This window comes from Bacillus sp. OV322 (assembly GCF_900112495.1).
In the GTDB taxonomy this organism is placed as follows: Bacteria; Bacillota; Bacilli; order Bacillales; family DSM-1321; genus Peribacillus.
This window is the reverse complement of sequence record NZ_FOMA01000006.1, coordinates 343,359-358,424: the sequence shown is the minus strand read 5'-3', so window position 1 is coordinate 358,424 and position 15,066 is coordinate 343,359. Positions and strand designations below refer to the sequence as shown.

Below are 15,066 nucleotides of genomic sequence, written 5' to 3'. Positions count from 1 at the left end.
TATCTGACTTCTTCTGCTACTTTCTCACAAGCAAAAGCAGCAGCCATTCAATCGGCAGCTGACCTTTATGGATCTAGCAGTGCAGAAAAAACAGCTGTTACAAATGCTTTCACTGCAGTAGGAATCAATTAATCAATCCTGATATATGATAGAAAGGAAACCAGCAATCCAAGCTGGTTTCCTTTTTTATGTTTGTTAAATGTTTTAATTACAGGCACACTTTAGTCAGTATCAGTTCAATCTCCATTCACTCCCCCATTTTCCTATACGCCGTAAATACTTATAAATATCATTTATGAAACTATAGACATTAGAAATGTGGCAGTTATCGAAGCAAATGAAGGCCTTGATTCTTGAATTATTATTCGTTAACCGCAGGTATGTATAACTGAGATGAAAAATCCAAAAAAACTTAACCTTAAATCATGGGCACCTGCCTACCCCTCTTCATATATAGACACATACACTATGATATGCACCTTGAGGAGGAGATAAGAAATGGAAAACCTTTATTATTCTGATTACCGTAATCATTATGGGCACGGAGGTTATTATCCGGGCTATGGCTACCATCATGGACACGGCGGATACTATCCGGGCTATGGCTACCATCACGGACACGGCGGATACTATCCAGGCTATGGCTATCATCATGGACACGGCGGATACTATCCGGGCTATGGTTACCATTACGGCCATGGCACTTATCATCATCATTGATTATCCATTGTCTATACCCGCGCAATTAAATGTCCTGCAGATAACGGCCAAGTGTATTCATGGGCAGGCAGCTTCTTTTCTCCAGCAATGCAGAAGAAGCAGAAGCTACTATTGCTTACACATCAGCGATTTTATCTAAATTAAGCATTTTACTGCATTCAAAAAAGCCTATTCCATATGGAAAGGCTTTTTGAAATTTAGAATACTAAGTGTAATTTCACGCTTCCATTTACCCATTAAAAAGATATCCAAACTATGAGCAGCATTCTTAAAAGTGAAAATGGAATCGTTATTGGGAGCCAGTAAAAGCATCAAATTCAACGTCGAAGCTATCTAAGGATTTGGTTAATACATGTATGTCCACTTTCCATTCTCCTGGCATATTCATGTACATGCTTTTGGTTTGATATTTACCTGGAGAAATGCGCGGAACAGCCACTGAGCTTTCCCCCATATTCATTTTTGTATGGGTGAATGTAAGAATAACCTGCTCAATTTGGACAGCGGGCTTTCCATCCGTGGTATTAATTGCAATATAAAAAGAATTTTCTCCTTCAACATTCGGACTAATATGCAAAGAAACATCATATTTGCCATGCTCTTTTATTTGGCTGAAAGGTCCCGGTGTTGATACTGCTGCCGGTAAATTGGTAAGTATAGCAGCAATAACCATTATTGCCGCCCCTGTCAGCAATTCAATCCAAATCGAATATACAATTCCATTCTTCCCTTGTTTTCTTCCTTTAAAAAAGTGAACTGTCCCCAATATTAGCATAAGGACAAATAATAAGATTTTCCCCAATAAAGCATATCCATAATACGTATGCAGCAAAGAGTAAAAGGTAGGCACATATAGGAGGCTTCCATAAATCCCTGTTATGATGATACCGGCCACAGAAAGGGCTGCCCACAGTGAGAAAGTGCGAATAGAATTCCAATACAATTGCCTATCACCATCGTTTTTTTGGGATCTTATACTTGGCAAAAGCAAAATCAGCGCAAAAAGCCCGCCAATCCATATTGATGCTGCCAGTAAATGAATAAAGTCCATAATAACAGTAACGACACGATGTCCAGAAGCGGCAGTATGGCCAGTGGATGCTTTCGAAAGCAGTAATCCTATATAAATAACAATGGGCACGAACCATGATTTTTTAGTAAAACCATTGCCAGCTGCAATATATGTGACTAATATCAGCAGAACCAGGAATAACATTTGGAAAATCCAATATAACCCAAAACCAGTTTGGCTGATAGTGTCTTTTAAGAGGGACGCATTAAAAACCTTCGCCCAGCTCACACCTGCATATAGAGTTGTCTGCATCGGCAAGCTCAGCACTATGCTGAACACCATTCCACTCAGAGAAAACCAAAGAATTGTCATGCTTTTTGTATGTATTGTTTTTAGAGTCTCTCTGCCTTCAAATTTATTGAAAAACAAATTAAAAATGATAACTCCAATGAACAGCGAAAAACTCAGATATAACATTCCCCGCAAAATAATCATATCTGTACGAGGAAAATAATCATTGCTCTTTTCATTTATTTTTGGTGCCTGTTCACCGCCTGTTCCAACAGCAAAGGGTATTACCCCTTCCACAGGATGACCATCTGCAGAAACCGCCTTCCACTGCAAGGAGTACGCACCACGGCTTAATTTCTTCTTAAGATGTGCTTCTAAAATGGCATCATTATGGCTGTTTAGCTGAGCACTCGTTAAATTTACTTGCTTGCCTGAAGAATCAAGGATCTTCAGGGAATGGAAACCTGCCTGTACGGGTTCGTTAAACTGTATTTTTACAGCAGAAGGCGGATTCGGCAATACTTCGTTAACGCCCGGGCTTGAGCGGATAATAGAAGCATGCGCAAACGTCTTTTCCGGAAATAAGGCAAATAAAAGTACAGACAGCAGCAAGCACAATCTGCAAATATGTTTTGTCATATCATCAGTCCTTTCCCTTAACATGTAATGTTCTCATCTTTTTATCAATACTACATTCAACCAGGACTGCAACTGGCTATCATTACTTCCCAAATAAAGAGGCATTACACAGTGTTGGTATAATGCCTGACTTAAATTTATTTTTTTCTCATAGCCGTTATCAAAGCAGCGGCGGATAAAATCAGCGATACAATTGTCAGAGTAATTACAACGGTGTTTGAACCTGAACTTTCTGATTTTGTGTCCTCTTTGATAGTTTTACCTGTTTTATTTTTAGAATCGTCACGGGCAGTTACATTCGGAGTCCCTGCCGATGCTGTAATTTCAGTAATCGAATGCGGAGAATCAGAATTCTCATCTCCTGTCCACTCTACTACTGATCCATCTTTATAATATTGAAATGCATCCCATGCTGCTTTAGTTTCTTTGTCAGGGTTTTTTGCTACAAAATAAAATTGCTGAAATTGTCCGGCAGAAATTCCCGGTCCAGTTGCTTCCCAAGTAACGATTTTTGTCTTTCCTGAAGAATCTTTATCAAGTTTAACTTTCCAATCCGGTACTGGCTGGTAAGACATTATTTCAGCACCTTCAGGAACCTTCAATGCCACCTTTGTCGTAGCCATGTTTTTTTCAACGGGGACCTTCAGAGTGTATGTTTCCCATGCTCCTGGAGCTGAAATCTTTGGACTGACCGTAACATGTGCACTTGCTGCACCCGCCCATATGAATAAAACAGCACAAGCTGATATCATTCCGATTGAACATTTTTTAATTACTTTCTTCATTTGATTGTCTCCTTTATGAAATTGATGTCTTTGCTGACCCGTTTACAATTATAAACTTTTTCAATATGACAACAATGACTCTAAAGAGTGATTTACCTGTAAGAGTTCCTCAACCTTTTGAACAAATGTTAAAATAAATACATTGCTGCGGAAATAAGGTGAAAATTTGAAGTATAAACAAATAAAATGGATTATTTTAATACTGCCAACATTCACAATCGGTTTGTGGGAGTATATTAGACATGTATTTTTACTGCCTTACTTATCAATGGAAATGGGGAATATCTTATCGCCAGTTATAGTATTTGCTGTTACGATTCTTTTCCTGTTGAAACTATTTTCCATATTAGAGGGCATACAGGAAGAACTGAAAGTTGAAAAGGCAAGAAAAGCAGCCCTCCTAGAAAGGGAAAACCTTGCACGGGAACTGCACGATGGTATTGCTCAGTCCTTATTTTTGCTATCTGTTAAACTTAATAAATTCGGAAAAAAAACGTCAATTGAGGCACATCCGGATTTTCAAAAAACAAAACAAACATTGCAGCAGATATATGATGATACCCGCCAGGCCATAGAAAATTTGAAACAGCTGCCGGCACCTGAATTGTTCAGCTGGACGAATAATATTCAAACGTACCTGTCAGAGCTTGAACATAATCACTCGATGAGCGTCGATTTCCTTTGGGAAATACCAGAGGAGAGTTTATCCGCTAAAGAGAAAATAGAACTGTTTTCCTGTATAAAAGAAGCTGTAATGAACGTGATAAAGCATGCTCAGACAAATTGGATGATGATAAGTGCAAAGGAATCTGAGCATGGCTGGACCTGTGAGATACGTGACAACGGTGTCGGCTTTACAAATGCTCAAATTCAATCATCTAGAGGGTTCGGGCTCGAAATCCTCGAAAATCGTGCGGCAGCTATGAACTGGACGTTTTCGATAAATAGAGTTAACAATGAAACGATTATTCTGCTTAAAAAGGAGTATTAATTGATGCAGCCATTTCGAATACTAGTTGTTGATGATCATACTCACGCAAGAGAAGCAATCCGTATTATTTTAGAAGAGTACAGTGAGTTTAAAATAATAGGAGAAGCAAAAAATGGCCAAGAAGCAATCCGCCTTACGGAAGCGTTGATGCCGGATATTATTTTAATGGATATTCAAATGCCCGTTATGGACGGGCTTGAGGCAACAAAAATAATAAAGACGAAATTCCCCTCTGTCAAAATCGTGATGATCACTGTTTCAGACGATGTAACGAATCTATTTCATGCTTTAAAGCAAGGTGCGCAAGGTTATTTATTAAAAAACATTCAGTCTGAGCACTGGTATGAATACCTTAGAGCATTCGCATTGGATGAGGTGCCGATGTCAAAAGAAATCGCCTTCCGCATTCTAAATGAATTCCCAAAGAACAAACCAGAAACAAACAATAATAATCCATTGTCCCCCAGAGAATTAGAAGTTCTTCAGCTGGTGGCAAAAGGACTGTCAAACAGAGTCATATCTGAAACTCTCTTCATCTCGGAACATACTGTAAAAAGCCATCTTAAAAATATCTTAAGCAAGCTTCATTTGGAAAACCGGGTACAGCTGACTAATTATGCTTTTCAGCAAGGGCTGGTCGACATAAACCATACACTAAATTAATCAGAACAAACATCATCCAGTCTTTTTTGCTGGATGATTTTTTCAAGAGAAAAAACTGAAAAGGCTGTTCACTCATTTATATACTGATGTTCCATTGAATGAGCATAAGAAAAACACACAGGAGGGTGGTTACCCCCAAAAGTTAGATTTTTTCACTCTAACTTTCGGGGTGCGGTACCGAGCCTGTGTGTTTTTTATTAAATCTATTTTATTTACTTTTTCAGTAATTCATATTGCTTGATAACTTCTTTTGAGATTTCATCTTCCATGCTTAAGCCGCTGATTTCCTTAAGAGCATTTGCTGCACCATTTTCTTTTATCATATCCTGAAGCTTAACTGCTTCTTCATCTTCTTGATAATCAAACAATAGTGCTGAAGCGATGGCTTTTGCAAGATTTGTATATGCTAAGCCAGCTTTTTTTGCTTCTGCTGCAGGACGGACCAATCTGTCATCTGGTCCTAATTTTCTGATAGGAGACCTTCCTACACGAGTTACTCCATCATTTAAGAATGGATTGCGGAATCGGTTAATGATTTTTTCGATATATTTTTGATGTTCTTCTGGGTTTAATCCATATTGATGAATCAAATACCCGCCAGTTTCCTTCAGTGTTTCTATTACCTGCTGCAGAATGGTTTCATCTTCAAGTGTCTTATCAATTGTTGATTTGTTTTCCAAGTAACCCAGGTAGGCAATAACCGCATGTCCAGTATTTACAGTGAAAAGCTTCCTTTCTATGAATGGAGCAAGGTCTGGTACAATTGTCATTCCCTCCACTGGAGGAATGCTTTCACTTGTTTCTACCACCCATTCATAATACGATTCAACCATAACATCAAGTGTACCGTGATTATCCTGGATAGGAACGATGCGGTCAACCGCAGAATTAAAGAAAGATACTTGATCAAGATTTGCTTTTGTTTCCTCATCAAGATGCTCTAAAATGTACCCCTTTAACAATTCTGTAGAAGAAATCTGGTTTTCGCATGCAATCACATATAATTGATCTTGATTGCTTTTTACTCTTTCTGTTATTCCCTTTGCAATTAGCGGGGCAATGCGGGGCAGGATATTCGGACCGATTGCTGTAGTAAGGTATGTAGCATTTTTAATGCTTTCTATAACTTCTTCTTCCTGTTTAAGATTATTTAGTCCTGAAACATTTTCAATTACCTCTGTTTGCCCTTCTTCAGTAGCCAGTTTTACTGTATAGCGTTTTTCTTCATTTAATTGATTGATAATTCCTTCTGCGATATCAACGAATGTCACATGGTAACCGGATTTTGAAAACAGGGCACCGATAAAACCTCTGCCAATATTTCCTGCTCCGAAGTGTATTGCATTTTTCATATTAATCATTCCTTATCAAATTATTTTGGATATAATCCAAGAAAATGTCTTCAAGTTTTGTCTTGATGGCTTCCTCGCTGGCCGAAGAAAAAATCAGAATACTTTGATGATCTTCGATTAAGCTGGTACTTATGAGGCTTACTATTTCCTGCTCTCTTGCGCTTAATTCTTCAGGCGCAATCATGAGCAGCAAACTTTCCATTTCCATTTGATTTCCATCCATGCCTTTTACATGAGTAGGCTCCTTCAAACGAGTCACCTGGAAAATCATCTCATAGATATCACTATGCCTGCAATGATAGAGGGCCATTCCGGTATGCGGAATTCCAAGCCCTCCTTTTCTCTCACGTTCCTCAAGGCTCATAAGGACGGATTCCCCGTTGCTGAGCTGTTTATTTTTTTCAGCTTCAGCAATCATTTTTGCAAGGACCTGCTTCTGATTTTCCCTTTCCCTGCTGCGGTAAACATGAAAATTATTCAGGATCGATTCTATGCTTGCGTGGACAGACTTTATCTCATCAAGAACTTCATGAATGCCTCTTTTTTTTCTGGCAGGTCCTCCGTCATCATTTATGGCCCTTCCCTGATTCTTTTTATTCCGTGTAAAGCTTTTAATATTTGTACTAAGATAGCTTCTAATTGATCGAATATCATCATGACTTAACAGAGGATTCACCAGGATATATTCAGTTCGCAAAAATGGAAGTCTTACTGTTGAAATAATTAAATCATATTGCGACAAATCGGCATGCTGAATTTCCTTAATGGTTTTAACGTCTACCGAGTCAATTTCAATGAACTCCTTTTTGATCCTGCTTGCCAGCATTTTGGATGTGCCGATACCAGTGGGACACACAACAAGAGATGAAATGGTAATATGTTCTTCTCTTAAAAGCAGCGCAGAACCGAAATGGAGAACAATAAAGGCAATCTCGCCATCAGGAAAGTCAATATCTTCAAACTGCTTTTCCAGGCTGTTTTTTACAGCCATATAAAGGACCGGATATTTTCTTCTGATATCCTCTGTTAGCGGGTTAAACACCGCCATTTTCTGCTTAATCCGAAAAATGGACGGCTCTAAATGTGCAAGCAGTCCCTGGAAGAGGGAAAAGTCTGATGATAAATCAACATGCAGCTGTGAAGACACGTATGTAATCAAATTCCGGATATATTGTCCAAGAATGACACTGTCATAATGAACAGCATCAGCATTTTGGAGCTTTGACCCCTTAAGGATTACTGCCAGATAATGAATGCTGCTGTCAGAAAAATGCACCTTGAATTGCTCCTCAATTTCATGACAAAGCATTTTCATAAATTGAAACTCATCAGGCAAGTCAGTTTCAACTTCTTCCATTCTGAATCCCATTTTTATTCTTTGCATTGTAATGCAAATGTGGACAATCAGCCCTATATAATCACTGTCAGCAAGCCGGGACTGCCCTTTACTGATATATTCGCTCAAAAGTCTGTCAATGTTTGAAAGATATTCAGGATTAAAATAATGAATCACTTTATCGCTTTCTACATTTCCTTTTTCCAGCAAAAACAGTGCTTCTATTAGCTCTTCATTAAAATAAATCAGAAAGAAATTGGCGAGAGCTTTTCTTTTTTCTGTTTCTCCAGCTTGCAGCTCAATGCCTACTCCTCTTTTTCTTGTTAAAACCACGTTATAATTGGACAGCCAATCTGTCAGCTCATCCAAATATGCTGTCAGTGTCGACACGCTGACGGCAAGCTGGCTTGCGAGTGACTGAATTTTGAAGGACTTTCCTTCATGAAGCAGAATAATCAAAAGGTTGAGCTTTCTTTCCTGTGGTGTCTGGTCAACTGGCCGAACCTCAAGAAGCTTTTGGATTAAGCGGAAGATTTGCTCGTTTTTCCCCTCAATGATCAAGCCATCATTATTATTGCGAATCAGCTTTAGTTCAAAATGTGAAAGGGTATTTTCTATCGTTTTTAAATCTCTGTGGATGGTTCTTACACTAACATTTAGGAATGTTGCCATTGAAAGTGCTGTATGCTTCCCGGATGTTTTAATGATCAATTCGATTATTGCTTTTTCCCTTGACGTAATAAACATGCACGCAGCCCATTTCCTGAAATAGTTTATTTAAGCACTCTGAAAAACAAGGAATAGAAAAGCGCACTTTGCGCCTTTCTATTCTAATTTTCGCTTATTTAGTTTTGGTTAAGAATTCCCATTATTTCCTTCGCAGTTTTGGCTTCTGCCATTTTTTCGATGTTAGCCATATCAGAACAAGTGACTGCAATGCCAGAAAGGATTTCCAGGTGTGTGCCGTCTTTGCCGGCGATCCCAAAGATCATTCGAACATTTTCACCATCGAAATCTACACCATTTGGAACCTGGATGACAGTGAATCCTGATTTAATGACCGCCTTTTTAGCATCTTCTGTTCCATGAGGAATGGCTACATCATTACCCATGTACGTTGTAGTTATTTTGTCACGTTCTATCATTGCTTCGATGTAACTTTCATCCACATATCCTCCATCAACAAGAGCTCGTCCAGCAAAGCGGATGGCTTCTTCCTTATTGGCAAAATCCTTGTTGAGGAAAATATATTTTTCAAGAAGCAGGCTGTCATCGGCAGGTTTTTCCCCTGCATCCTCTGCTGTTATCTCTTCTTCATGTTGCTTTCCTTCAATTCCGCCGTTCTTTAGTTCATTAATTAACTTATCATATTCTGGGCTGGATAAGAAATTTTCTACTGAAATATGATAAGCACCCGGCACCTTATTTTCTGCTCGAGGCGTCAATTCCTCTTGTGTGATAACAATCTGGGCATCTTCAGGCAAATTGGAAATCGCTGTATTCGTTACAGACACCTTCAACCCTGCTTCTTTCACTTTTTTGCGCAGAAGAGAGGCACCCATAGCACTAGAACCCATTCCTGCATCACACGCAAAAACAATTTTGTTCACGTCTTTGGGAATATCCTTTGTGCCAGAAGCCAATATTCCGCTTACACTGCTTTTCTTGCCTTTCATTTCCTGCATTTTTCTAGTTGCTTCTTCAATATCCTCATCTGATTGCTTGCCGGTTTTCAAGACAAATGTCGAAACGATGAATGATACGGCTGCTGCAACCAAAATGCCTGCAAAGTTGGCAATGTATGAACTTGCATGATGAGGAGTAACTGCAGTGATGGCAATGATGCTTCCTGGTGAAGATGGAGCAAACAAACCGCCGCCTAATAGAAGAAGTGTAAACACTCCGCTCATCCCGCCTAAGATGACTGCCAAGAATAAAAGCGGGCGCATCAGGATGTAAGGGAAATAAATTTCATGAATACCGCCAAGGAACTGGATGATGGCTGCTCCCGGGGCCGTTCTTTTCGCATTACCTTTACCAAAGATTGAATATGCAAGAAGCACGCCAAGTCCTGGCCCAGGATTTGCTTCAAGAAGGAAGAGTACAGATTTGCCAGTAGAGTTGGCTTGTTCTGTACCAATCGGTGATAAAATCCCATGATTAATTGCGTTATTAAGGAACAATACTTTTCCTGGCTCAATAAGTATACTTGTTAATGGAAGCAGCTTCATACTTACAAGCCATTCCACTCCATGTTCCAGCCAGCCGGTAAATACTGAAACGGCAGGCCCTACTGCAAGAAAGGACACGATAGCAAGCCCTCCGCCCATAATACCGGCAGAGAAGTTATTTACAAGCATTTCAAATCCTGTTTTCACTTTTCCTTCGACCCACTGGTCAAACTTCTTGATTGCGTATCCTCCAAAAGGTCCCATAATCATAGCTCCAAGGAACATCGGTATTCCAGCTCCAACTACTACCCCCATAGTTGCAATGGCACCGACTACCCCGCCGCGCTGGTCATGCACAAGTTTACCGCCTGTATAACCAATCAGCACCGGCAGCAGGAAGCTGACCATTGGACCGACCATTTTGGCAAGGCTTTCATTTGGGATGAAACCAGTAGGAATAAATAATGCTGTAATCAATCCCCATGCAATGAAAGCGGCAATGTTCGGCATGACCATAGAGCTTAGAAAATTGCCGAATTTCTGTACAGCTAATTTTATATTTGATTGAGCCATTTGCCCTCATCTCCTCTTTTGTTTTTACAAATAGTATGTTATAGCACATTCCCTGGACAATCAACGAATAAGAAAACTGACTTTGTCGCAGCAGAAGGTGACAAGACCATATTTATTTAACAGGCCCTGAAAATTGGATCGGCCATTGTTAGACTCCTGCTTGGAGTGCGGGCTGCGGAAGGGAGGCCTAATAAACCTCAAACGAAAAAAAGACAACGTTGAAACGTTTTCTGTGACTATATCCCCTCCTAATGGCTGCTGCAATAGAAAAAATCTAAATCCCAAAAAACCGCATCCCATTTGAAATGGAATGCGGTTTTTATTATAAAGTGATATCAAGCATAATCCCAAAATATATTGATGCGATAAAACAAAGACCGAACAGCAGCCCAAGCAGCGCTGATGCTTTTTTGCGGAAGCTTTCAATGATCATCGCTAAAAACAGGAAGGAAATCAGAAACAAAAAGACGCCCTGATAGGATATATTCAGATGGACGCTTATCGGGACAGCAATTTCTTTTCCGATTAAAAAAGATGCCCATTTCGATGCCCCTTCTGTTGTAACAGTTATATTCGGGTCATGCGGCGGTGATAACGTACCCATTACAGCTGTAAAGGAAAATACAGCAAGCAGGAGAATGGTTTCGGCCTTCACCCATGATACGGGGTTAAAAGGTTTCTCTCTCTCTGCTTTTTTTGCTAAAAAGCCATTAATGAAAGCAAATGCTAAAACTGGAATAATACTGATGTGCTTAAGCAAAAGCATCTGCCCATACGGCAGGGCCCAGGACATGAAATACTCCCTGGGTTCCACGATTTTAAACATTAAAACCAGGCCACTTGAAATAATTAAAACGAGGCTTAAAATGGCAAATGGCGTGAACCAGCGGAGAAATGCCTGCCAGTTTTTTTCTCCTTTAGCGAAAAAGGATATATGAAGAAGAATGCCTCCCCACAATGAAATCATTAAAAAGTGGACTGAATGTGAGGCGAAACCAGTCCAAAAAGATAAGGAAGCTACATGTGAGGCGTATCCCTGTGCGGCAATCATGATCAGCATCCAAAATGCCTCAAGATATTTAGAGCCACGCAATTGTATCGTCAGCCATAATAGTGCACCGGAAAAGCCAGTGGCCAGAAAAGCCCTGCCCACCTGAAAATCGGTAATCACTGATAGTAATACAGAGGTAAACCCTGAGTTATCCGCAAAGTAGCGAATCACCTCCAAAATCGGCATAAAGGTGCAAATCATGATGCCTAGTGCCGACAGCAGCAGAGCCGGTTTGGGTACAGCTGTTTTTGGCTTTTTTTCTTCTGAAACAAACTTCAATGCAATATGTCCGGCCAAAAATGCAAACAACAAGTAGTTTATCAAATGTGATAGCGGCAATAAAACAATCATGCTTTACTTCTTCTTTTTGAACAGCAATAAAATGCCTGCGATCAAGATGAGTCCCAGTACTATCATGAACACAGTGGAAGAAGAAGATTTTTCCTCCGTCTTGCTATTGTCACTGGCTACTTTTTTTTCTTGTTCTGCTGTTTTTTCCGTTGTTTTTTTAACAGTAAATTTCTTTTCAGTTTCTTTTTTTGGGACATTAACAGTGAATGGGATTTCACCTGAAATCGGATGGCCGTCTTCGCCGACAATTTTCCATATTACTTTATATGAACCGCTTGCCAGCGGCTTTGATAATACACCAGTCATATTTGAATCATTTACTTTTACTGAAACAGGGACTTCCACTTCCCCTTTCATCACTTTCATCGTACTAAGGTTTTCCACTTTAGATTCAAAAACAAGACTGATTTTTTTAAGTTCACTTGTGATGACTTGTCCCTTTGCAGGGTTAGATGACTCCAAACCCGTATGGGCCGATGCCGCCAGCGGCACCATTAAAAATAATCCTGCCAAAAAGAACAATACCTTTTTCATATGTATTCCACCTTTCTTCCTGCGAAACTGCCATTCCATCATACCATTTAATAGAATAAGAAATTTGTATGTACTTTTAACAACTTTGTGAATGTATCATTTTATCCATAAAGTAAAAATTCCACCAGTGCAGGCATTCCCGCACTGATGGTTAAAGCTAATCTTTTTTCTCCTGTACTCTAAGCAGTCGCAGGCTATTTGCAGTGACAATCAATGTAGCTCCCATGTCGGCAAAAATGGCAATCCAGAGCGTCAGCCAGCCTGGAATGACAAGCAATAGGGCAAGAAGCTTGATACCGATGGAAAATGCGATATTCTGTTTGATCACCCATAACGTTTTTCTGCTTAGTTTAATTGCAAAGGGCAGTTTGATTAAGTCATCAGCCATTAGCACAACATCAGCTGTTTCAAGCGCTGTATCTGTCCCTGCTCCCCCAAGACTGATTCCTACTGCAGCGGCTGCGAGAGCAGGAGCATCGTTCACCCCGTCGCCTACCATGGCAGTTTTTCCAGTTTTTTGCAGTTTATTAATATAATCCATTTTCTCCTGCGGCATCAGTTCCGCTTTGGATTCAGAGATTCCAGCTTCAGCGGCAATAACAGATGCTGCGGAGGAATTATCACCTGTCAGCATTACTGTTTTTTCAATACCCAATTCCTTTAGCTTTTGTATCACTTCTCTGACGTTGTCACGTACTTCATCTTTAGCAGCGATAATGGCTAAAATGCTGGTTTGGCTTCCCATCAGCATTACGGTTTTTCCTTGTTTCTGCATTTTGAGAATCCTGTCTTCCAGCTGTTGTAATAAGCCTTTATGAAATATGTCCGGCTTGCCCGCGATATACTTTTCACCATTTATGGTTCCATAGATGCCTTTTCCTGCTTGTGCAGAAAACTCTTCTACCTCAATGCCCTGAAAATCAAGATTCAACTCTTTTGCTTTTTTCAGGATGGCTGAGGAAAGAGGATGCTGTGACCTGTACTCTAGTGCTGCCAGATTTGAAAAAATTTCATTTGCATCAAATTCTTCGTTCAAGATCATTATGTCAGTAACAGCAGGATGTCCCTTGGTAAGGGTCCCTGTTTTATCAAAGGCTATGCTCTTTAATGATCCCATTTCCTCAAGGAAAACTCCGCCTTTTATCAAAACACCTTTTTTGGCTGCGTTTCCGATTGCAGTCACTATTGCTACCGGGGTCGAAATGACCAGGGCGCACGGACATCCTACAACAAGAACCGATAATCCCTGATACACCCATTCGCCCCATGAACCGCCAGCTATGAGGGGCGGCAGTGTCATTACCAGCAAGCTGATGAACATGATGATTGGAGTGTAGTATTTTGCGAATTTTTCGATAAATGACTGTGAAGGTGCACGTTCGCCCTGGGCTTCTTCTACGAGATGAATGATTTTGGCAATAGCAGTATCTTCTGCCCGCTTTGTAATCTTAATTTCCAGCAAACCTTCACTGTTCAGGGAACCGGCAAAAACTTCATCTGATACGGTTTTGCTGACTGGCAAAGACTCACCGGTAATCGCAGCCTGATTCACTGAAGATGTTCCTTTTAATATGATTCCGTCCATCGGGATTTTTTGCCCCGGCTTGACGATCATCACATCTCCCACTTCAATATCTTCCACGTCAATTGTTATTTCTATATCATTTCTTTTGACAACTGCTTTTTTAGGAGCAATTTCCATCAGGGAACGAATGGATTGGCGTGCTTTTATCATAGAATAAGATTCCAGCACCTCACTGACAGCAAAAAGGATTACCACTACAGCCCCTTCGCGCCAATCTCCTATGACGGCAGCTCCTATAATAGCAATTGTCATCAATGTTTTCATGTCAAAATCCAGCTTAAAGAGATTTTTTAAACCAGCGTTAAAAAGCCTGTATCCCCCTAAAAGTATGCCTGCACCATATGCAGTTACAGCAGCCATGCTATTTTCGCCGTAAATGCCCTGAAAAAAATAACCTATTAAGGCAAATAAAATGGAGAGCATAACAGCAGCATGCCGTTTATAAAAAGGAACTCTTTGATTTTCTGCCTTTTCTCCTTCCGGAACAACCTTTATTTGTTCAAAAGACCCCGCTTTTTCAATTTCTGAAATTGTTGCCTGTCCGTATACGGTAATCTTCAAGGCGCCAAAATTCACTTTTGCATCTTCTACTCCATCAATGCGCCGGACGTTCTTTTCGAATGTATTCGCACATCCAGCACAGGTAAATCCTGATACCCGGTATATCTGTTTTTCAGCTTCCATCAACTTTCCTCCCCTGAAGCGGCAAGAGCTGCATTAACAACGTTCAACTAATAATATTTATATAGATGAATAAAAACAATTGTCGTTTTTTGGTGTCTAAGTCGGCAAAACCTTAAAAAATATAACCTCAGCACTACCAAGGTATATTGCTTTCTAATACCTGAAAACGTATAAGTAATTACAGTTTACTTCAATGCGGTTTGCTTCCTCTCTGCAACAAGCATCTATTTGACTATTAGTATATGAGCTGCCCGTAAAGCGGTCAAATAATTTTTCAGTTCAGCTCTGTTAAGCTCCTTGCTGAAGTTGGCTTGGAATGTTAGATGGT

At 40.0% G+C, this 15,066-nt stretch carries 12 protein-coding genes; 4 read left to right on the top strand and 8 right to left on the bottom strand.

The genetic code is table 11. The features are described 5' to 3' along the window. Both BM126_RS17030 and BM126_RS17025 read left to right on the top strand, forming a co-directional pair. Positions 1-132: M4 family metallopeptidase (locus tag BM126_RS17030; protein WP_177201473.1), on the top strand; the 132-nt coding region annotated here is incomplete at its 5' end. 366 nt (positions 133-498) lie between these two features. After that, positions 499-720 (top strand): hypothetical protein, encoded by a 222-nt coding sequence (locus BM126_RS17025; protein ID WP_090990623.1) that lies wholly within the window; start codon positions 499-501, stop codon positions 718-720. 289 nt (positions 721-1,009) lie between these two features. On the opposite strand, the gene BM126_RS17020 is transcribed toward BM126_RS17025, so the two are convergent. After that, entirely contained in the window at positions 1,010-2,662 is a 1,653-nt protein-coding gene (locus tag BM126_RS17020) for a copper resistance protein CopC (protein WP_177201472.1), read from the bottom strand. 137 nt (positions 2,663-2,799) lie between these two features. Then, positions 2,800-3,447, bottom strand: a complete 648-nt coding sequence (locus BM126_RS17015) for a YcnI family copper-binding membrane protein (protein ID WP_090990621.1) — start codon at positions 3,445-3,447, stop codon at positions 2,800-2,802. Positions 3,448-3,613: 166 nt separating this feature from the next. Here BM126_RS17015 and BM126_RS17010 point away from each other — a divergent pair, with 166 nt between their 5' ends. Together BM126_RS17010 and BM126_RS17005 are read left to right on the top strand one after the other, a co-directional pair. Then, entirely contained in the window at positions 3,614-4,438 is an 825-nt protein-coding gene (locus BM126_RS17010; protein ID WP_090990620.1) for a sensor histidine kinase, read from the top strand. A gap of 3 nt (positions 4,439-4,441) precedes the next feature. Beyond that, the gene (locus tag BM126_RS17005) at positions 4,442-5,101 is read left to right on the top strand and encodes a response regulator (protein WP_090990619.1); all 660 of its coding nucleotides are present in this window, start codon (positions 4,442-4,444) and stop codon (positions 5,099-5,101) included. A gap of 212 nt (positions 5,102-5,313) precedes the next feature. On the opposite strand, the gene BM126_RS17000 is transcribed toward BM126_RS17005, so the two are convergent. From BM126_RS17000 to BM126_RS16975, 6 genes are all read right to left on the bottom strand, one after another. Next, complete coding sequence (locus tag BM126_RS17000) at positions 5,314-6,453, bottom strand: mannitol-1-phosphate 5-dehydrogenase (RefSeq protein WP_090990618.1); 1,140 nt, start codon at positions 6,451-6,453, stop codon at positions 5,314-5,316. 1 nt (position 6,454) lies between these two features. Further along, the gene (locus BM126_RS16995; protein WP_090990617.1) at positions 6,455-8,536 is read right to left on the bottom strand and encodes a BglG family transcription antiterminator; all 2,082 of its coding nucleotides are present in this window, start codon (positions 8,534-8,536) and stop codon (positions 6,455-6,457) included. Between the two features lie 98 nt (positions 8,537-8,634). Beyond that, entirely contained in the window at positions 8,635-10,533 is a 1,899-nt protein-coding gene (locus BM126_RS16990) for a PTS mannitol transporter subunit IICBA (RefSeq protein WP_090990616.1), read from the bottom strand. A 322-nt stretch (positions 10,534-10,855) separates the two neighbouring features. Then, entirely contained in the window at positions 10,856-11,935 is a 1,080-nt protein-coding gene (locus BM126_RS16985) for a copper resistance D family protein (RefSeq protein ID WP_090990615.1), read from the bottom strand. Positions 11,936-11,938: 3 nt separating this feature from the next. Further along, positions 11,939-12,469 carry a copper resistance CopC family protein gene (locus BM126_RS16980; RefSeq protein WP_177201471.1) on the bottom strand — a complete coding sequence of 177 codons (531 nt, stop codon included), beginning with the start codon at positions 12,467-12,469 and terminating at the stop codon, positions 11,939-11,941. 157 nt (positions 12,470-12,626) lie between these two features. After that, complete coding sequence (locus tag BM126_RS16975) at positions 12,627-14,738, bottom strand: heavy metal translocating P-type ATPase (RefSeq protein ID WP_090990613.1); 2,112 nt, start codon at positions 14,736-14,738, stop codon at positions 12,627-12,629. Positions 14,739-15,066 lie beyond the last annotated feature (328 nt).

Excerpts from the sequence above, each read along its gene's own strand:
- BM126_RS16990 (WP_090990616.1), bottom strand. The coding sequence starts at position 10,533 with ATGGCTCAATCAAATATAAAATTAGCTGTACAGAAATTCGGCAATTTT.
- BM126_RS16985 (WP_090990615.1), bottom strand. The coding sequence starts at position 11,935 with ATGATTGTTTTATTGCCGCTATCACATTTGATAAACTACTTGTTGTTT.
- BM126_RS17015 (WP_090990621.1), bottom strand. The coding sequence starts at position 3,447 with ATGAAGAAAGTAATTAAAAAATGTTCAATCGGAATGATATCAGCTTGT.
- BM126_RS17000 (WP_090990618.1), bottom strand. The coding sequence starts at position 6,453 with ATGAAAAATGCAATACACTTCGGAGCAGGAAATATTGGCAGAGGTTTT.
- BM126_RS17020 (WP_177201472.1), bottom strand. The coding sequence starts at position 2,662 with ATGACAAAACATATTTGCAGATTGTGCTTGCTGCTGTCTGTACTTTTA.
- BM126_RS16995 (WP_090990617.1), bottom strand. The coding sequence starts at position 8,536 with ATGTTTATTACGTCAAGGGAAAAAGCAATAATCGAATTGATCATTAAA.
- BM126_RS17025 (WP_090990623.1), top strand. The coding sequence starts at position 499 with ATGGAAAACCTTTATTATTCTGATTACCGTAATCATTATGGGCACGGA.
- BM126_RS17005 (WP_090990619.1), top strand. The coding sequence starts at position 4,442 with ATGCAGCCATTTCGAATACTAGTTGTTGATGATCATACTCACGCAAGA.
- BM126_RS16980 (WP_177201471.1), bottom strand. The coding sequence starts at position 12,469 with ATGAAAAAGGTATTGTTCTTTTTGGCAGGATTATTTTTAATGGTGCCG.
- BM126_RS16975 (WP_090990613.1), bottom strand. The coding sequence starts at position 14,738 with ATGGAAGCTGAAAAACAGATATACCGGGTATCAGGATTTACCTGTGCT.